This is a genomic window from Okeania sp. SIO2F5 (assembly GCF_010692685.1).
Taxonomy (GTDB): Bacteria; Cyanobacteriota; Cyanobacteriia; order Cyanobacteriales; family Microcoleaceae; genus Okeania; species Okeania hirsuta.
The window spans coordinates 1-20,407 of the sequence record NZ_JAAHGU010000078.1 but is presented as its reverse complement, the minus strand read 5'-3'; the positions used below and the strand labels follow the sequence as shown (position 1 = coordinate 20,407).

The 20,407-nt window shown below is 37.2% G+C and carries 10 protein-coding genes; 4 read left to right on the top strand and 6 right to left on the bottom strand.

All coding sequences use genetic code 11. The annotated features are described in order from the left end of the window. Positions 1-235 precede the first annotated feature (235 nt). The 3 genes from F6K27_RS21195 to F6K27_RS21185 all read left to right on the top strand — a co-directional run bounded on the left by F6K27_RS21195 (position 236) and on the right by F6K27_RS21185 (position 4,374). Positions 236-1,123: an alpha/beta fold hydrolase gene (locus F6K27_RS21195; protein WP_287278221.1), complete on the top strand. Its 888-nt coding sequence runs from the start codon at positions 236-238 to the stop codon at positions 1,121-1,123. Positions 1,124-1,648: 525 nt separating this feature from the next. Continuing rightward, the gene (locus F6K27_RS21190; protein WP_287278218.1) at positions 1,649-3,556 is read left to right on the top strand and encodes a GTPase family protein; all 1,908 of its coding nucleotides are present in this window, start codon (positions 1,649-1,651) and stop codon (positions 3,554-3,556) included. A gap of 293 nt (positions 3,557-3,849) precedes the next feature. Next, positions 3,850-4,374 carry a hypothetical protein gene (locus F6K27_RS21185; RefSeq protein ID WP_287243626.1) on the top strand — a complete coding sequence of 175 codons (525 nt, stop codon included), beginning with the start codon at positions 3,850-3,852 and terminating at the stop codon, positions 4,372-4,374. 761 nt (positions 4,375-5,135) lie between these two features. Here the strand turns inward: F6K27_RS21185 and F6K27_RS21180 are convergent. Continuing rightward, positions 5,136-5,585, bottom strand: a complete 450-nt coding sequence (locus F6K27_RS21180) for a hypothetical protein (protein ID WP_287278217.1) — start codon at positions 5,583-5,585, stop codon at positions 5,136-5,138. An 18-nt stretch (positions 5,586-5,603) separates the two neighbouring features. Further along, on the bottom strand, positions 5,604-6,110 hold the full coding sequence (locus F6K27_RS21175) for a hypothetical protein (protein ID WP_287278215.1): 507 nt from the start codon (positions 6,108-6,110) through the stop codon (positions 5,604-5,606). A gap of 216 nt (positions 6,111-6,326) precedes the next feature. Here F6K27_RS21175 and F6K27_RS21170 point away from each other — a divergent pair, with 216 nt between their 5' ends. Further along, on the top strand, positions 6,327-6,572 hold the full coding sequence (locus F6K27_RS21170) for a hypothetical protein (protein ID WP_287244745.1): 246 nt from the start codon (positions 6,327-6,329) through the stop codon (positions 6,570-6,572). Between the two features lie 159 nt (positions 6,573-6,731). On the opposite strand, the gene F6K27_RS21165 is transcribed toward F6K27_RS21170, so the two are convergent. The 4 genes from F6K27_RS21165 to F6K27_RS21150 all read right to left on the bottom strand — a co-directional run. Beyond that, positions 6,732-8,111, bottom strand: coding sequence for a cytochrome P450 (locus F6K27_RS21165; RefSeq protein ID WP_124142775.1), 1,380 nt, complete (start codon positions 8,109-8,111; stop codon positions 6,732-6,734). 390 nt (positions 8,112-8,501) lie between these two features. Then, positions 8,502-9,722, bottom strand: coding sequence for a ScyD/ScyE family protein (locus tag F6K27_RS21160; RefSeq protein ID WP_287278213.1), 1,221 nt, complete (start codon positions 9,720-9,722; stop codon positions 8,502-8,504). A 224-nt stretch (positions 9,723-9,946) separates the two neighbouring features. After that, a complete protein-coding gene (locus tag F6K27_RS21155) occupies positions 9,947-17,341 on the bottom strand; it encodes a non-ribosomal peptide synthetase (RefSeq protein ID WP_287278211.1) in 7,395 nt (2,464 codons plus the stop codon). Next, positions 17,338-20,407, bottom strand: a 3,070-nt coding sequence (locus F6K27_RS21150; protein WP_287278209.1) for a type I polyketide synthase, incomplete at its 5' end; no start/stop codon positions are given. The genes F6K27_RS21155 and F6K27_RS21150, both read right to left, overlap by 4 nt.

Here is a 20,407-nt window from a genome sequence, read left to right as displayed (position 1 = left end):
TAATTATTACCTTTCCTTGAAAACGGATAGGATTGACCGCTTAAGGAAAATTTTTTCTTTTCTCTTGGTCTCATTGATATGGCGAGAAGACCTCACCATCCCTCGACCGCTTTTCTCCTTTAAATGTTAAATAATTTCGGTAGCATCAAAGTTTTGAACTGATAAAATCTAACTTTTGAATGCATGACTTTTGGCTTTTGAATTCCGTGAAACGCTATAACTCAAATAAATTTTCATGTTTGAACAATTTACCTACCATAAAATTCCTACTTCCAATGCCACCATTAATTTAGCCAAAGGTGGAAAAGGTTATCCCCTACTACTATTACATGGCTATCCTCAAACTCATATTATGTGGCACAAAGTCGCTCCCGCTCTTGCCCAACACTTCACCGTCATCTGCACAGACCTACGCGGTTATGGCGATAGTGACAAACCACCCTCCGATCCTCAACATCTCACCTATTCCAAACGAGTGACTGCCCAAGACCAAGTAGAAGTTATGGCAGCTCTAGGTTACTCCAAATTCTTGGCAGCAGGTCACGACCGCGGAGGTAGAGTTCTACATCGCCTTTTACTCGACCACCCCCACTGTGTGGAAAAAGCAGCAGTTCTCGATATTGTACCAACCAGGAAAATTTTTCAAACTGTCAACCAAAAACTGGCGACTGCTTATTCTCACTGGTTTTTTCTGCTCGAACCCTACAATATTCCTGAACGCCTGATCGGTTCTGACCCCGCATTTTATCTTGTCAACAAACTAAAACAGTGGAGTTATGACCAAGCTGCTTTTACCGAGAATGCTATAGCAGAATACATTCGTTGTTTTGACCCTGCCAGTATTCATGGAACTTGTGAAGACTATCGTGCCGCAGCTACTATTGACTTGGAACACGATGCAGAAGATATTAATAGTAGAATAGAATGTCCGTTACTTGTGTTGTGGGGAAAGCGCGGGGTGATGGAAAAATGTTATGATGTGCTGGAAACTTGGCGAGAAAGAGCAATAGATGTGCGCGGTCAAGCTTTTCCATGTGGTCACTTTTTGCCAGAGGAAGCTCCAGAGGAAACAACTCAGGCATTACTTGATTTTTTTATTGAGGGAGTAGGGAGTAGGGAGTAGGGAGTAGGGAGTAGGGAACAGAAGAACATCTTGAGCATATTTGTATAGCGCTATATCTAAATACCACACCCAGTACAGGTACTCAGAAAACAATTATTGAACTGATTCTTGAGTCTGTTCAGTTGCAGTAATGGCTTGAAATCGCTCATCTGAATAGAGATGACTAAAATCAGAGTCTTCCTTAGCCGAATCCTTACAGCGCTTTTCAAATTGATGAACCACATCTTCACAGGCAAAAATCGTGTAGGGGCGATTTCCTACGGAATGCTCCGCAAACGCGAATCGCCCCTACTGTGGTTTACCCAAATGAAAATCGCTGTAAGACTTTTGTCTAATTCCACAGCTATTCTGAGATTTGCCAATGCCAAGCTATCTTCTTTTAATTTTGTCTTCTATTCCCTGTTCCCTGTTCCCTAGAACCAAAAATTTTGTACCTCTCCAGCATGGGAATTTCTATATAAAACTGCCACAGGGAAAAACTCAAGGTAAACTTTTGAATATATAAACTCAAATAAATAACATATAATGATACGATTAAAACTGTGGCAATTAGTAATTTTAGCTATTCCCCTTGTTAGTGTTGTAGCTTTCCTGATGATATCTGCCGGAATGCAAATCAACCAGTGGGGAATAAACTGGATATGGGGCGTATTTATCCTCCTCTTTGTGGGATGGCGTTGGTTACTGGTCAAATGGACGCGACCGACAGTTGCACAAATGAAAGAGGTAATGGCAAAAGTTAACAAACAAATCGAATTTACTGATGACACCACAACCCTACCCACAAAAAGCGATACAACTCTCCAGATAGAAACTGCTCTGCAAGAAATTCTGAAATCATCCCGCAACGACCTTCCTCTGTGGGAAGACTGGCAAACATTTTGGCAACGTTGTCAAGCAGTAATAGTTGCTGTTGCTAATACTTACCATCCGGAGGGCAAATATCCTCTGCTCAATATCTACATTCCCCAAGCTTACGGTCTAATTCGAGGTACAGTTGATGATATGAATCGATGGATGCAAAAATTATCTCCAACCTTGAATCAAATAACCGTTGGTCAAGCATATCAGGGATATGAAATTTATCGCAAATTAGAACCCTCAGCACGGAAACTTTTCCAAGCTTGGGGTTGGGTACAATGGTTTCTTAACCCAGTAACAGCAGCAGCTAAACTAGCAAGTCGGCGTTACAGTGACCAAGCAAATCAACAGTTATTGATGAATTTCAGTCAGATATTGCGGGAAGTGGCATTACGAAATCTTTGCCAGCAAGCGATCGCTCTCTACGGAGGCAACAACCTAGAATTTTCTGAGTCTGTTATTCCCAGTCCTAGTCTCCCGAAGGCAGAAACTAAAACTCTCGAACAAATTCTCGAACAAGCTCAACCCGCTGAAACTGTAGAGCAAAAACCTGTTAATATTTTGTTGGTGGGGCGCACTGGGGCAGGAAAGAGTAGTTTGATTAATACTCTATTTCAAGCTGACCGTGCCACAGTGGATGTATTACCGAGTACCGATAAAATTCAAAATTATCAATGGCAGCAAACTGGAGAGACTCTCAATTTGTGGGATACACCAGGTTACGAACAAGCAAACCGCCCAGACTTGCGGGAACTTGTACTCGACTATGCTGAAACTGCTGATTTATTGTTGCTGGTAACTCCTGCTCTCGACCCGGCGCTACAAATGGATGTAGACTTTCTCCAAGACATAAAAATAGAAATTGCAGATTTGCCTGCTATTGTGATTGTTACCCAAGTTGACCGTTTGCGACCTATCCGAGAATGGCAACCTCCTTATGATTGGGTTTGGGGTAAAGGTGCGAAAGAAAAGTCTATTCGGGAGGCGACTCAATATCGCGCAGAAATATTTGGAGATTTTTGTAATCAAGTTTTGCCTGTGGTTACGGGGGATATTAAAAGTAATAGAGGTGCTTGGAATGTTGATGCTATTTCTATGTTTTTGCTAGAAGCTATTGCTCCTGCTAAACAATTACGTCTGGCTCGGTTTTTGCGCGATCGCGAGGTTCGTACTGTTGCAGCAGCTAAAATTATCGATCGTTACACTTTTCAAATGGCGACTACTCAGGGGTTAACTGCTTTGTTAAAGAGTCCAGTGTTGCAGTTTGTTTCTACTCTGACAACTGGTTCGCCAACTTTAGCTTATTTGTTGGCAGAAAAAATTCCGGTGGAAGAGTTGCCTGTGGTTATTGGTAAGTTACAAATGGCTTACGATTTATTTTCCCTCTTTAGTGGGGATGCAAATTTAGGTAGTTTTGACTTACTGGCACTTTGGCCTTTGTTATTAGAAAATCCTTCTTCACCAGACCGGAATGCTTGGGCATTTGGTCACGCTTTGGTAGAATATTGGATGCAGAATTTGACAGTTGAACAGTTACGGGAAAGGTTTGATAGTTATGTTCAGCAAAGGTAAAAATTATAGCGATAATTAATTCAATTGTTGTAAAAATTTTAGCGAATCAAATTAATTACTTGATTTTGCTTAGGTCTTTATAACTGTTATTTAATTACAGCGGTCGCCTTTATTCGCCACAGAATTATGAAATTTGTATCTTGAAGATTTAGTAAAGATCAGTCTTTATTTATGAAGATTTAATGAAGTTGGCCTAAAACACTTGCAACTTAAATTTTACTGATGTAAAGTTGAATCACTAAGATATCTGAATAAACAAAAAACTCAATCTACATCTATCATCAGTAATATAAATGAAAAACTTCAACTCATCTTTTCAGGGTCTCCTAATTGCTACAGCTACAAGTGCTATTTCTTTGTTTGCTTTAACTAACTCTGCTATGGCTTTTTTACCCTTAGTTGATACTGAAGATACTTTTCATGTAAGGAGCATTCTCGACCGGGATTTTAATGGTGTATCGCATAATCTATCTGTAAATTCTAATTCTTTCAATGATGTGTTTGGTAATTCTGGAGACTTAACTATTACAGAAGAAAAAACACCTACACTTTGGGAAGATTCTACTGTGTATGCCGATACTACAGTTTCCAAATTCATGACTTTTCAGGGCAAAACTCCTACAGAGACTAATTTACTGATCACGAACTCTACTGTGCCTTTCGATCCATTAAAACCTTTCAATGAGGGGTTGGGTGATTTTGAGGCTAAATTTAATCCATTGACACTAGGACCTATACTGTGGTGGTGGTTCGCTTCTAGTCTTGTGCTAGGTTGTATCACACTAGGGTTTAATGATAGAAGATACAGGAAAAACTAAAGGTTAAAAGGTAAATTATGAGAGGATAAAAGCGGATTTTTCTCGTTCTAGATATTTTCTGATGAGATACCAATTTCTCTTAATTACTCCTAATGATATTTTCGGTGTTGCTGAGAGTAAAACCTATTTTTCTGGAGTTTTTACTCTTTTAATTATTACTATATATGAGCACACCTTTTCCATTATATTTATAATATCTTGTCAAGTATTTGATGTCAAGTCATATTTTCAATTTTTTGAGATTTTTTTGATGAAATTTTTGAGTCAAAGACAGAATAAATCTTGACTTGTTTTTCTTGTCTCTTCAATCTATTTTTTCCTTGATTATTTTTGAGGCGATCGCTACTTGCTCATCTACAACTGCTATATTACTTCTACTGTGGAAAGTTAGGATTTTTTTTGAGGTTTGCCTGGGGATGATAATTCAGTATACTTTCTTATTTCCTGATTGAATCTTTCTGGATTTGATGATTTTTAGCGATGCGATCTCACTGGGTGACAAGCCCTTCAAAACTATTGTATGATCAGGATTTAAAGGATATCCACTCTGCCTAAATTTGACGGTTTTTATGAGAATAATAATTATTCTTAGTAGTGATGTGGGTTCGCGATATAGCTGCCACACTTGCTCCGCTAACGCGAACCCACATTACCAATTACGTTGATTCATTGTTCAATCAGATAAATCCTAGAAAATTTATGTAAGTCCTGTTAAAATTTGTTAATAATCAGATGAATTGTAAAACGTTTCGGGCAAATAATTAAATATTATCTAACATTGACAGAGCTTTTAATCCCCTTTGATAATGAGACTTTTTGTGAGGATTAAGGTTAATTATCTGTTGAACAATATCAACTAAATAGTCCCAGGCAATTCCCCAAAGATAACCATATATACCAAGCCAAAATTCACTATGTCTTCTATCTCTTCGCGAGGTCTCTGTTAATCGGGCAATATAATTTTGATACCCGGATTTTTTGATGAGTTTACCTTGATAAAATGAAGCTGTATAAGCAATAGCTATGAGTAAAATCAAATTGGTCAGACGTTGCGTATTAGCTCGACTACCCTCTAGATTGTATCCCCCTGTTTTACAATCTTTAAACATAGCCTCAATGCCCATTCGAGAGCGATAAATTTTTATAACTTCATCTAAATTATCAATATTTGTCAATAAATACCAAGGTTCTGTCTTGAGTGCGTCTTTCATTCCGAGGAAACCTCGGAATTACGCACTCGCTTTTTCCACCTTCTGATTATATTTACCTTTCCAGTATGCTGCTAAATTAAATCTGCCAAAACCTTTTTTTTGAGTAATATTGATATTACTCAAAAATATTTTGGTTCCGGGATATATTGGTAAAGAACTCAATTGGTGATAATTTTTTCCAGGTTTCCTATAGTAAGTATTCATTTTTTGTCTGAAAATAAAATAATTTTTTTGAGGTGATTTTTGATTTTTCAGCCAGTGAGATAAGTCTACACCATGGAATTCTCGATCTCCAATAACCACTAACTCATATTTTTTTAATAAACGTAAAACTGGTCTAATCAGCGCTTTCTGTTCTGCTAAATTACTACTACCTTTTTTCTCCAAAACTTGCCAATAAATAGGTAAAGCTCGTTTTTTGTAGATCGCCCCTATGAAAAAAATATTATGATGAGGTAATTGTGTTCTATCTATAGTTAAGATTAATCGACTACCTGGAGAAAATTCCCTACTAATAATCATCATTATAATGGGGAACCAAAACAAAGGAAGACTCAAAGAAAATAATGTTAAAAATCTTTGTATATGTTTTCGACGGCTTTCATATTTAATAGGCAAAGGAAAACAAGCTGCCAACCTTTCTATTTTGACAGTTTTTTGGACGGTAATTAACCTTGCCTAAAATTTTTAAAGTTTGAACTTGAGTATTGGTCAAAGATTGTTTAAAATGTGACTCATACAATGATAAAAATTGCATTCGGTCGGTCTATTGATGTAAGTGGACCGACTTTTTTTACCATAAAATGTGACTTATGGCTATCATTAACAATTGACATAAAAATCAACTTTAAAAAAGGGGGGGTGTGGGTTCGCGTTGGCGGAGCAAGTGCGGCAGCTATATCGCAAACCCGCATCACTACTAAAAATAATTATCATTCTCATCAAAACCGTCAAATTTTGACAGAGTGGATATCCTTTAAATCCTGATCATACAATAGTTTTGAAGGGCTTGTCACCCCGTGAGCAAACGATGCTACCGGACATGATATGAGCCTTTATCTAGCAATAGTTTAGAGCTGCTTGTCACCCCGTGAGCTTTTAAACCCTTATCCCACAATACCTTTGAGGTACTCACCCCATGAGCATTCACACACTTTGCTGATGCACTACCGTCATTTTTACACCTCTTGTTGGTGATAAGCCAAAGCCTCTTCTTTTTAATTTTTCAGGTTTTTGTTCCTTTAACATTAATTGATGTTGAGAGAGAATGGTAGCAATCACTAACTTCATTTCAAATTGTGCTAATACTTCTCCTATACAACGACGACTACCACCACCAAAAGGAATGAATTGGAAAGGACTATATTTACGTTCTAAAAATCGCTCTGGTATAAATTGTTCATGATTAGGATAAATATCTTCGCGGTGATGAGTTAAATATATACAACCAAAAATAATATCTCTTGGCTTAATCGTATATCCTGAAATATTAACGACCTCTTGAGCCATCCTTGGAAAGGTTGTCATGGCAGCAGGACAAATCCTAAGAGTTTCATTGCAAACAGCAGTGAGATAAGGCAAACGAAAAACTTCCATTGAAGTAGCTGTAGAAGAAAGTGTATTTAATTCTGCTAGCAATTTTTCCAGCACTTGTGGAGTACGATGAAGCCAGTATAAAGCCCAAGCCATGGATGAAGCAGTTGTTTCATGTCCAGCAATTAATAAAGTTATTAATTCATCTCGTAATTCTTTTTCTGTCATTGCTTGTCCATCTTCGTATCTTGCCGACATTAAGAGAGACAATACATCAGAGTGTTTAAAATTGGGACGATCGCGACGGTAATTGATTTCAGCATAGATGAGGTTATTTATTTCTTCTCGTATACGGATAAACTTTCCCCAGGGACTCCAGTTTCCCCAGTCTTTTTGTAAGGAAGGAAAAAAGAATAAAGAAGAAGTGAAAGGAGAAGCAAAAATCTCAGTAAACTTTTTCAGTAGTGCTATTAGTTTTTGATAGCGTTCTCCTTCAATAATTCCAAAAACTGCTTGCGCTATCACTTTTAATGAGATCTCTTGCATAATTTCCGTAGCTAAAAATGGATGGTTAATAGGTAAATTTTTCATCACATCTTCAGTAATCCGCCGAATTAATATTCCATATGCTTCGAGACGTTCTCCATGAAAGGATGGCATTATTAACTGACGACGTTGGCGATGGATATCGCCTTCTGTTGTAACTAGAGCATTATTTCCAACGAATTGTTCAAAAACAATAGCATTTAAGTTTCCAGGAGCAGTAAATTCTTTTCGATCATGAGTAAAAATATACTCTAATATTTTCGGATCGATAACAAACAAGGTATCACCATCACCTATAGGAAGAGGTTTAGCAATAAAAATATCAGGAAAACTCTTGATGTTTGCTTCCAGATAATCAACAGGGTTTAGGAACCATTGTAAAGTTTGTAAGATGATGGGCCTTTTCTCACAAGGAATATTTCTAACTAAGTTATCTGTTACACTCATTTTTCAAAATAAAAAACTAAAAATCGGCATTTGTGATTTTGGCTGTGATTTTCTGGAAATGGTGATTACCTAAATCCTAATTAAAAAGCATTTTATATTTTACAAATTTAGATTTCATAGCTTGATTCAGCAACGCCGATGAATCAAGGGATGAATCTTTTGGAGTCAGGTAAACTCAATCTTTATAATTTCTCTTTCTCCAAGCCTACAATTCATCCCGCATATGCAACGCCTGATTCATCAACGCCTAAAAATCAATCTACTATTGTACGCTTATCAAAACTTTAGAGTATGTGTAATTAATTTTGAATAACTACTTATCTATTTACTAAAGTGATAAAATTTTGTACCCCATTAACTCCGAAACTGCTGTAATCGCAGATTGTCAAATCAGGTTTGAAGAGGTTTCCTGTTTATTTTACTTCTCCTAGAGTAACGAAAGAGAGCTATATTAATCCCAAAAATTAATAGACCCAATATCGAACTACTTTCAGGGACTGGAGTTGCTTCATTAGTAGACTTGAACCTAATGATTTCTCCTAATTCAGAGAAAGGGCCATTATTGGCAACATAGATAGCATTATCAGCTCCAACTGTGATGGCAGTTGGCAAGATTAATTGATCGCCACCAATGTTTCTTCTGGTTCCATCAGAGCTTATCTGAATAAGAGCACCAACAGGATTACCTGTCAATAGAGATTGAGCTGCATATTCTAAAACATACAAATTTCCTTGGTTATCAAAAGCAAGATCGATAATTTGTGTAAAGCCTTCAAGATAAACCTCTGGTTCATTACCAGGGACAACGCGGAATATACGAGCACCATCGTCTGGAAAAGGAAAACCAGTAAGCTCACCGACGTAGAAAGCGCCATATGGGCCATTAGTAATTGAAGTTGGTACAGATTGTACGGGAATTTCTAATCCTGAGAAAGGATTAATTGCAATTATCTCTTCAAATACTGCTTCTAATGCAGTTTCATTCTCGCTAAGGTCAACACTAAGTAAATCATTTGCTCCTGCATCAATAATAAAAGCAATATTATCCTCAATCAAAAGACTGTAGGGATTACTAATGATATCAGTTTGGTCTGGATTATTGAGAAGTTCATAGTTTGATATATCGGAAAGTTTTGTCCAAGTTCCTTGATTAAAATCCAGACTAATCAAAGAGCCAAAATCAGGAACTCCTATTATAGGATCGCGATTAGCTGGATTGGTAGCAAAACCAACAACAACATAGGCTAAACCATTTGAATCGAAAGCTATATCATTAGCTCCATTTGCTTCACTTCCATTAGGTAATGCTAAAGAAGGTAAACCAGTGATTACTTGCTCTTGCACTCCATCTTTAATTCTGGTGATAGCACTTGTTGGACCATAACATATCTCTGCTCCTTGTACACTCGGAGATGGAACACAAGGTCCTGGTCCACCTTTACCTGCTTCTGTAACATAGAGTGCATCGTCTGGACCAAAAGCTAGACCTGATGGATTATCCAGACCACTAGCAAATATACTACTTGTAAACGTTATTGATTGTGCTGCTTCTGGAAAACCTAGCATTACGAATAATGAGGTAGCAGCAGTTATTGATATTTTTTTCAACATTCTTAATTCACCTAGAAAAATCGGGAAGCTTGGAAACCTCGGTATTTTAATCAGAGTCATAAAAGCAACACGAGCGACTTTAGTTGCTGTTTCCTTACAGACCGGGGATTATTCCCAAATACCCCTAACTGGAGTAACTTTTGCCTTTGGGATAGGGGAACAGTCTACTTATATAAGTAAGAGTTCTTGACTTTTTTGACTAGTTTTTACAGTTTATAACTGTACTAAATTTTATCGAGAAAATCAAGACATTTTTGTAGCTTTTCAGATAGTGTTGGAAGATTAGTGTCACTTAACATTGTTGTCCTATCACCTGGAACCCATATAACTTCAACTGGTTCAGTTGAAAAGTTATTCCAGTCATAAGACCAATCTTTGATTTCTTCAGCGTTTAGATCCCTCGCTGATTGAGGAATATCTTGCATCCCCCGAAATAGAGTAATGCGATCTGAATAAGTTTCCTGAGGGTTATACCTTAAAAGAGCTATGAGGTTTCCCCTACGGACTTCCATTAAACCTTTTGCCATTAAACGGTTAGCAACAGGGTCTAGTAGTGTAAATGTATTTGTGTTGGCTATCAAATTATCCAATTGTTCATCTAGACTACTTATTTGCGTGAGTTCATCATAGGATGTTAACAACGGATTGTCATTAGGTCTTACTTGAGAAGCTCTTGTAGCAATTTTGATGAGCATTTGTGCATCATCGTCAATATCTTCATCAACTACTAGTGGATAATTATCACGAAGAGGGCCACTAATTCCTAAAATAGCGAGTAGTGCTATTTTATGACCTTGCTTAGTTAACTGTAGAGCCATTTCAAATGTGACATAGCCACCAAAACAATGACCTACTAGGATATAAGGCCCTTCTGGTTGAACACTTTGTATTGCCTTAATATATTTAGCTGCCATTTCCTCAACTCTAGTTTGGGGAGTTTGTATGCCATCAAGACCTTGTGCTTGCAGGACATAAAATGGGCGGTCTGGTTTAAGAAGACGGGCTAAATCTTGTAAGTAAAGAACATTACCACCTGCACCTGGAACACAGAATATAGGTGTTTTTGAACCATGGGAATGAATCTTGACTAAAGAGTCCCACTCTGATGAAGAACTTGGTCTGGAAAGAATTGCAGCCAGCGTTTCAATAGTTGGATTTCTAACAAGCATGGCTAGGGGTAGATTTTTGCTAAATTGTGCTTGTATCTGAGCCATCAAGCGTACCGCTAAAAGAGAATGACCGCCAAGATCAAAGAAGTTATCACGAACACCGATATGTTGTATTTCTAAGACATCCCTCCAGATAGCCAGTAATTGCTCTTCTATCGGTGTAATTGCAGGATAGTAAGCTTCTTTTCGTTGAATTTTAGATGAATCAATTATTGGTAGTGCTTTACGATCTATTTTGCCATTTGGTGTTAATGGTAATGTATCAAGATGTACAAAAACATTCGGTATCATGTACTCTGGTAATTTATGTTTGAGAAAACTTCGTAAATTGGTGATTTCAGATTCTTTTTCTTGATCGTAAACTACGTAAGCTACTAAAGTTTTACGATCGGGAATATCCTCTCTTGCCATGACTACAGCTTGCTCAATTTGGGGATGGGTGTTAAGCACAGCTTCAATTTCCCCTAGTTCAATTCGGAAACCACGAATTTTTACTTGGTTGTCAATTCGACCTAAAAATTCGATGTTGCCATTGGAAAGGTAACGAGCTAGATCGCCAGTTTTGTAAAGGCAAGATGACTCATGATTAAAAGGGTTAAGGATGAACTTTTCACCAGTCAATTGAGGACGATTGAGATATCCTCGAGCTAAACCGTCACCACCAATATATAATTCGCCAGGAACACCAGCGGGTAGTAACTTTAGGTTTGAGTCTAAAATATAAATCTGCGTATTAGCAATTGGACGACCAATTGTTTCTAGTCCTTCGCTACTTCTGAGAGCAAATGTAGAATAGGTAGTTGCTTCTGATGGACCATACAAATCAAAAACAGACTTAATTGTGTCTTGCTTATACAGTTCTTTGACTAGCGATGTGTGCAGAGGTTCACCAGCTAAATTTACTGTTTTAACTGATTCTGGTATCCCATCAACTTTGAGTAACTCAGCTATGACTGAAGGAACAGTATTGATAAGAGTAATGTCTTTTGCTACAGGTAAATTAGTTATCTCTAGGGCATTTTCAGCAAGAATAGATTTACCTCCCCAACACAAAGCAACAAACAATTCAAAGACTGAAAGATCAAAGCAGATAGAAGTAGAAGCTAAAACACCTGCAAGAGATTCTGGAGAAAATACTTCTTTTGCCCAATAGAGTAAATTGATAGTATTACGATGCTCTATAGCTACTCCTTTAGGTACTCCTGTAGAGCCTGATGTATAAATTACATAAGCAAGATGGTTTGGTTTTGCTTCATTTATAGGACAATCTTGCTTATGTTGAGCGATAATTTCCCAATCAGTATCTAAAAAGACTATATGAGCTTTGTTTTGGGGCCAAGATGTTTTCAATTGCTGTTGAGTTAACAGTACTGAAACTTGAGAATCTTCTAAAATCAATGAAAGACGCTCTTGGGGATAATTTGGATCTAATGGTACATATGCTCCACCAGCTTTGAGAATGGCTAGTATTCCCACAACCATTTCTAAAGAACGTTCGACACAAATACCCACCAGTGTTTCCGATCCAATCCCTAAAGATTGCAGATAATTAGCAAGCTGATTTGCACGAATATTTAACTCGTGATAGGTTAGTTGCTTTTCTTTAAATACGATTGCTACAGCTTCTGGTGTTTTTTCTACTTGAGCTTCAAATAGATGATGGATACATTTATCTTGAGGGTAGTTTGCTTGTGTCTTATTCCACTCTACTAACTGTAACTGCTGCTCTGCTTCTGAAAGAGGAGAATAGGATAAATATTGTTCGTTTGGTTTGTTCACAATTGTAGCTAAAGTGTTAGCATAATAGTCTCCCAAACGGCTAATCTGATTCTCATCTAACTGAGCTGCGTTGTAGCTAAAGAACAGTTTAACCAAAGATGAATCAGGGTCTACCATAAAGTTAACCAAAAGGCTTAAATTATTTGCTTCAAAAGTATTCCCACCTAATAACTCTATACCAGTCAGACCTGTTTCTTTTTTATATGCATCAAAATGAATAAAATTAAAAGCCGTTTCAAACAAAGGCTGCCCACCCAAAATTCTCTGCAATTCAGCCATAGGATACTCCCTGTTAGGGAGTATCTCTAACTCATTCTCAAAAGTTTCACGAATTAAGTCTATCCAAGTTCCCTCTTGTAGTTGGGAAGAGAAAGGTAAGGTATTTAGAAAAAGTCCCAAAACTTTCTCAACATCATCTGCTTCTGGTCTGCTGTTAGAGACCAACCCTGTTATTACATCTGACTGATTACTTAATACACTTAACACTTTTAAGTGTGCAGCTAACAAAACACTTTTGAGGGGAACGCTTAGAGAATAAGATATCTGCTTCAAACCATCAGAAATATCATATGGCAAATCAACATCATAGTTACGATGTTGCCCAGCATCAGCTCCATCATAAGGATTAAAGGGGCGAGGAAGTTTTGTAAATGTTATTCCTTCAAGTTTTTTAAGCCAATACTCCTGATGTTCTAAATTACTGAGAATTCTTTGCTCTTGAGCCACAAAATCCCTGAATTCAAAAGCCAGTGTATTCTCCATAACATAGGCTTTTCCTTCAAGCAAGAAAGAATATTTTTGAAGCAATTCAGAAAATAAAGAGGCTACGCTCCACCCATCAAGAATAGCATGGTGAAAGCTCAAACTTAGTTGAAATGTTTCTTCTGTACGAAGATGGATTTGAAAACGTATTAGGGGTGGACGACTTAAATCAAAATTTTGTTTCTTTTCAGTTTCCACCCATGTCGCTAAAGTCAATTCTTGCTCTTCTCCGGACAGATGGCGCAAGTCTTCTACCAGTAATGGAATATCAACTTTCTGATGAACAAGTTGTATTGGTTCTTCAGAAGCAGCTAGGTCGAAAGATGTCCGTAGTATTGGATGACGCCTAACTAAATTTTGTATAGCTTCCTGAAAAACTTCCTGTTTAAAAATACTCCTTAGGTGATAGCTGAAAATATCATGATATACGACACCATGATTATATTCGCTGTGGAATATCATTCCTGCTTGAAGCCTTGCTAAAGGATAGGCATCTTCTATATCATCAGGTAGCTTCTGTCGCTCTGTATTTGAAATTAGACTAAAAGGCTCGGTTTTGATCTCAGAAAAACCAGGACTGACCGTACTTGCCTCTTTTGCTAACTCGTGAATTGTTTGGTGCTGAAATATTTGCTCAATCGAAAAATCCAAACCAATTTTTTGCCCTAAGACACGAACTTGGATACTCCGAATCGAATCTCCTCCTAGTTCAAAGAAGTTATCATGGATACCAACTTTTTTGAGGTTAAGAACTTTAGCCCAGATATCTGCTAATTTTTTCTCTGTAGAAGTTTTGGGGGCTATATATGTATTCTGCAAATCGGGTCGTATTTGGTTGGGAGTAGGTAAAGCCCGACGGTCTAATTTTCCATTGGGAGTTAAAGGTAGAGTATCTATAAAAACAAAAGCTGAAGGAATGTTTTGACTTGGTAGTTTTGTTTTCAAAAAACTTCGTAGTTCCTGTGAAGTCAGTGCTTGTTCAGATTCTGGAACGATGTAGGCTACTAATTGCTTATCATTGGTTATGTCTTCCCGTACCACTACCACTGCTGTTTTGATAGCGGAGTGCTTGCTAAGAATAGTCTCAATTTCTCCCAGTTCAATTCTGAAGCCACGAATTTTAACTTGATAGTCAATTCGACCTAAAAATTCAATGCTGCCATCATTGAGGTAACGAGCTAGATCGCCAGTTTTGTAAAGGCGAGACTCCGGATCTTCACTAAATGGATTATGAATGAACTTCTCACCAGTAAGTTTAGGACGATTGAGATAGCCACGAGCTAAATTTAACCCGCCAATATGGATTTCTCCTGGAACTCCAATTGGTACCAGTTGTAAATGGGAATCCAGTAAATAAATTTGCGTGTTGGCAATTGGACGACCAATGGGAACAGTGTGTTGCTGACTTTGGTGAGTACACTCCCAAAATGTAACATCTATTGCAGCCTCAGTTGGGCCGTAAAGATTATGCAACTTAGCTTTAAGATGATTTAAAAATTTCTCTTGCAGTTGTAACGATAGCACTTCTCCACTACAGAACACCTGCCTGAGAGAATCACAAGTTTCCCAACCAATTTCTGCCAAGAAAACTTGCAGCATAGAGGGGACAAAATGGATCGTAGTTATCTTCTTTTCAGAAATTAGTTTAACTAGGTATGCACTGTCTTTATGACCTTCTGGTTTTGCAAGAACTAAACAAGCTCCAGTTATAAGTGGCCAGAAAAACTCCCAAACTGATACATCAAAGCTGAAAGGTGTTTTCTGAAGAACACGATCTACTGTAGTGAGTTTATAAGTTTCTTGCATCCAACACAATCGATTACAAATACCTTGGTGAGTATTCATTGCTCCTTTTGGTTGACCAGTAGACCCGGAAGTGTAGATTGTATAAGCCAAGTTTTTAATAGTTACTTCGCTATTAGGATTATCTTGTTGGTATTGACCAATCTTTTCCCAATCAGTGTCAAGAAAAACTGACTGAGCTTGGTGTTGGGGCAAGGATTTTTCCAGTTGCTTTTGAGTTAACAATACTGATACTTGGGAATCTTCCAGTATTAAGGATAGTCGCTCTTGAGGATAGTTTGGGTCTAATGGTATGTATGCTCCACCTGCTTTAAGAATAGCTAGCAAACCTACTACCATGAGAGGCGATCGCTCCACACAAATACCAACAAGTTTTTCTGATCCAATACCTTTAGCTTGCAAATAATGTGCTAATTGATTAGCTTGCTCATTTAACTGTTGATAAGTTAGTTCCTCTGTTTCAAATACTAAAGCTACACTATTAGGACTTCTTTCAACCTGCTCCTCAAATAACTGATGAATACATTTGTCCAATAAATAGTCAGTTTTGGTATTATTCCATGTAACTAATAACTTATGATGTTCTTCTGTTGTTAGCAAAGGTAATTGTCTTACCTTTTGTTCAGGATTAACAACAATACCTTCTAACAAAGTCTGAAAATGCCCAGCCATACGACATATTGTTGGCTCCTCAAAGAGATCGGCATTGTACTTGAAACATCCTACTAGAGATGAGTTACTTTCCACCATTTCTAGCTCCAAGTCAAACTGACCCTCTTGCTGAGGCATTGACCAAGATTTCAATTTGAGACCTTCTACTTCTACTATTTCTTGTCCTAAGAATAACTGTTGTAGTTTTTCAAATTGTTTAAAGTTTTGCAGAACAAAGCTAACTTGAAAAATTGGAGAATAACTTAAATCTCTATCTGGCTGCAATCGTTCTACTAACAGAGCAAAAGGAAAATCCTGATGAGCAACTGCTTCTTTTACTGTTTGTTGCACCTGAGTTAAAAACTCAGAGAAACTCGGATTTCCTTCCAGATTTGCCCGCATAACCATTGGGTCAACAAAATAACCGACAATATTGGTGAATTCATACCTGGTTCTTCCCGAAGTTGGTGAACCTACTAAAATATCCTCTTGCCCTGTATAACGATGAAGAAGAACTTGAAATGTTGCTAGTAACATCATGTACAAAGTTACTCCTTCTCTTTTAGCTACTTCCCTAATTTCTTTAGTTAAATTTTCTGGTAATTGGAAGTAATAAGAAGCACCATTGTAAGTTTGAATTTTAGGTCTAGGTTTATCAACTGGTAAATTTAGTACAGGTAATTCTCCTGATAATTTCTGTTGCCAATACTCCCAAAGTTCTTTTCCTTTGTCGCTTGCCAATAATTCTTTTTGCCAATGAACATAATCCAAGTAAGTATAGTCAATAGGAGTTAGGCTATTTTTAGTCCCTTCAATTAGTGACTGGTAAATACTGAGCCATTCTTGTACTACTATACCTATAGACCAAGCATCCCAATTAAGATGGTGAAGTACAAGCAACAGGATATGTTCCTCATGAAAGTATGTAAACAATCTCATTCGGGCTACAGGTCCGTCTTCAAGATTAAAAGGATGTTGGTATTCTTGAACAACTTTAACATTGAGTTCGTTTTCATTCCAGTTAGAAGCATCAATTTGTCTAAAATCAATCTCTAAATTAGAATGTATCTTTTGGAATGGCTCTTGCTCTTGCTGAAGAAAAGTAGTACGCAGCAAAGAATGACGTTCACTTAATAATTGCCATGCCTTCTGTAAAGTATCAAGATTTACTTGAGAATAGATACGGCAGTTAAAGGCTACATTATAAGCTGAACTCTTAGGCGCTAATCGCCACAAGAACCATAGTGCCCTTTGACCAAAGGAAAGGGGGTAAACGTTGAAAATATCTGGGCGTTCCCGCAGCAACTGTAAGATTTTGTCTTTGTGTTGTCTTAGTTGAGCGATTACATCAGCAGTCAACACTTCTTTAGAACCGCCACTGCGTAGCCGTTCTCCCTCAATCCACAACTTTACCCCTTTTAGGGAAAGGTCTTGTAAAAATTCAATCAAGTTCATAGGTCTACCTCTATCCAATCATTATTTTTTACATTAGTTAACAAAGTTTGTTGATTATTTTTTAATTCAACTCCAATTGTTGGATGGGTTTCCTTTAGTTGCTTTTGGATTTCTTTAGTTAGAGCAACTACAGTCAAGCCTTCCATAAATTGGCTCAAAGGAACTTCTATTCCTAGAGCTTTTTGTACCTGATTGCGTAATTCTACCGCCATCAAAGAATCTATTCCCATCATAGTCAATGGTTGTTCTAATTCTATTTTTTCAATTTTTATTCCCAATACCTGAGCTATTTCCTCTAAAAGATAAGCTAATAAAATTTTTTCTGTTTCTTCATCGTTAGCTAGTTTTAATTGTGATAAAATTCTTTCTTGTTTTGCTTTTGTCGCTAGTTGATTTGAATCATTTAGCAATTGTGTTTGGCCTGGTTTTACCTCAATTTCTTCTAGAAGTAACCTAACTCTTCCTATTTCGTAAAGTTCTTTAAAGATACTCCAATCAACATTAGCTAAACCAGTCTGGATTTCACTACTATCTAACAATTGTTCTAAAGCGACTAGAGCTTGAGAAGGGGATAAAGGTTTAATGCCTCTTTTCCTTAATTCTAATAGTTGTTCTGTATCAGCCATGCCTCCTCCCGTCCAAGGCCCCCAATTGATAGTTAATCCCGGTAATCCTATGGAGGTACGATAATGAACAAGCCCATCAAGAAAATGGTTAGCTGCAGCATAATGAGCTTGACCAACTGAACCCCATAAAGCAGCAATTGAAGAAAAGCAGATAAAAAAGTCTATCTTTATATCTTTAGTTAGTTGATGAAGAAGCCATCCTCCTCTCACTTTTGGTTGTAAAATTGTACTCATTTGGCTTAGTCCCATCTGTGTTAGTGGTTCAAATTCTGCTACTCCAGCTGCATGAATAATCCCTTTAAGAGGAGGCATAGTTAGTTGGATTTGTTCAAGTACTGCCCTTAATTCTTCCTGATGGGATACATCTGCTTGAGCAACTAAAACCCGCGTTCCTTGTTCTTCTAAATTAGCGATCGCTGCTTGCTTTGTTTGATCGGGAGAGCTACGACTGATGAAGACTATATTTCTTACTCCTTTTTCTACCATCCACTTAGCAGTATGTAATCCTAAAGCTCCTAATCCTCCTGTAATCAGGTAAGTTCCCTCTGATTGCCATTGATAAGATTGAGATTTTCTTGGAGATTGCTTAACTAAACGAGCGACATAAGTCTTGTCTCCTCTAATAGAAAGATGATCTTCCGTTGAATTAGAAGTAATCTGATTCAATAGTATTTCTATTTGTTTTTCTCCACCAGTAGGTTCTAAATCGATTAATCCTCCCCAGAGCTGCGGATGTTCTAAAGATATTACTTTCCCTAATCCCCATAATGGAGTTTGAGCTATTGCTAATTCCTCTAGATTTAAAACTAATTGTGCTCCTTCAGTTACTAGCCACAGCTTAGGAATAGAATATTGATGATTTTTAGCTAAGGATTGAACTAAATGCAAGACACTGGCACATCCTAATTTTTCTGCTTGTTCTAGTCCTGTAATTGTTAATTGTTCTGAAGGCAAAGAGTCTAGACTCCACAAATGAATAACATATTTTATCGGTGATTTAGTTTCTGTTAAGATTTGTTGGTATAAACTCTCAAAATCTTGAGAATTACTGGGATTAATTTGATAAACTCCACAGCTTAATTTTTGCCAACTCTCACCAGGATAGACTAGAGTAATTTCTTGACCTAATTGCTGTAAATGTGCTGCTAAAGATTTTCCTTTTCCTTTAGTATCCGTAAAAATTAGCCAATGACTTAATTCCATCTCCGGTATTATGTTTTGATACACCCCAGATACAGAATAAATAGGCTGCCATTGTAGTTGATAAAACCAATCTTGGAGTTCTTTTTGTCGTTGAGTTGAAATCAGATTAAGCAGAGCTTTACTACTAGTACGTTTAGAGGTAAGACCCTCAATTTCAGCTATTAATGCTCCCTCCTCATTAAACAAGTTAAAATTTGAAGAAACAGTTTCTGGATCGAGTTCTTGAGGAGAGCTTAGTTGTACTTGACTCCAAAGTTGGGAGGTGAAGGGACGATATAATTTTAACCGTTTTAATTCTATGGGCAAATAAATATCTATATTTTTAGATAATTCATCTTTTTTTGCCAATCTCAAAGCGTATCCTGAATGAAGGCAGGAATCTAAGAGAATTGGATGTATTTGGTAAGATTGAGATTGTAGAGAGAGATGAGGTGGTAACTGGCTGAAACTAAGAGCTTTTTCTTGACTTACATAAAGTTTTTGTACTCCTTGAAAATTAGAACCATAATACATTCCAAACTCAGTTAAACTTTCATAGAAGGAAGAAATACTCATCTGTTTGCCATATTCTTGTTCAATAAGTGATAAGTCGAATCCTCTCTTTTCCTCTGGTATTTCTCCTCTAAGGAGTTTACCTGAAATATGAAGTGTCCACACAGGTGCTTGTTGTTCTTCAGCTATATTTAAGCTAAAAATTTCAAAGGTATAACCATTTTTTTGATCGGGTTTCAATATTAACTGAAGAGTTTTTGCTTTTTTCTCAGATAAAATTAAAGCCTGGTAAATATTTACTTCTTCTAGTATTAGATTGGAATCTTGGAAAATAGCTACTCCTGCAGCTAAAGCCATCTCTAAGTATGCAGCAGCAGGTAAAACTGGTTGACCAAAAACTTGATGATCGTTGAGATAAGAAGGCTCAGAAGCACTTAATTGAGTCTGGAATAAAATTTGATTTTCCAAGCCAACTATATGCAATCTTTCTCTCAGTAAAGGATGCAGAACAGCCTTTTTAGGTAAACAACTATTTGTCTCCACCCAATAGCGTTGCCGTTGGAAAGGATAAGTAGGCAATAGTACCTTGTTACATAAAGATTTTCGGTGAAATCCTGTCCAATCTATATCCACCCCCTGTACATACAATTTTCCTAAACTACACAGCATCTGTTCCCATGCACCTACTTCTTCACGCAAAGATGCTAACCATAAGTACTTGTTTTCTCCTACACATTGACTTCCC

Excerpts from the sequence above, each read along its gene's own strand:
- F6K27_RS21195 (WP_287278221.1), top strand. The coding sequence starts at position 236 with ATGTTTGAACAATTTACCTACCATAAAATTCCTACTTCCAATGCCACC.
- F6K27_RS21190 (WP_287278218.1), top strand. The coding sequence starts at position 1,649 with ATGATACGATTAAAACTGTGGCAATTAGTAATTTTAGCTATTCCCCTT.
- F6K27_RS21185 (WP_287243626.1), top strand. The coding sequence starts at position 3,850 with ATGAAAAACTTCAACTCATCTTTTCAGGGTCTCCTAATTGCTACAGCT.
- F6K27_RS21180 (WP_287278217.1), bottom strand. The coding sequence starts at position 5,585 with ATGAAAGACGCACTCAAGACAGAACCTTGGTATTTATTGACAAATATT.
- F6K27_RS21175 (WP_287278215.1), bottom strand. The coding sequence starts at position 6,110 with ATGATGATTATTAGTAGGGAATTTTCTCCAGGTAGTCGATTAATCTTA.
- F6K27_RS21170 (WP_287244745.1), top strand. The coding sequence starts at position 6,327 with ATGATAAAAATTGCATTCGGTCGGTCTATTGATGTAAGTGGACCGACT.
- F6K27_RS21165 (WP_124142775.1), bottom strand. The coding sequence starts at position 8,111 with ATGAGTGTAACAGATAACTTAGTTAGAAATATTCCTTGTGAGAAAAGG.
- F6K27_RS21160 (WP_287278213.1), bottom strand. The coding sequence starts at position 9,722 with ATGTTGAAAAAAATATCAATAACTGCTGCTACCTCATTATTCGTAATG.
- F6K27_RS21155 (WP_287278211.1), bottom strand. The coding sequence starts at position 17,341 with ATGAACTTGATTGAATTTTTACAAGACCTTTCCCTAAAAGGGGTAAAG.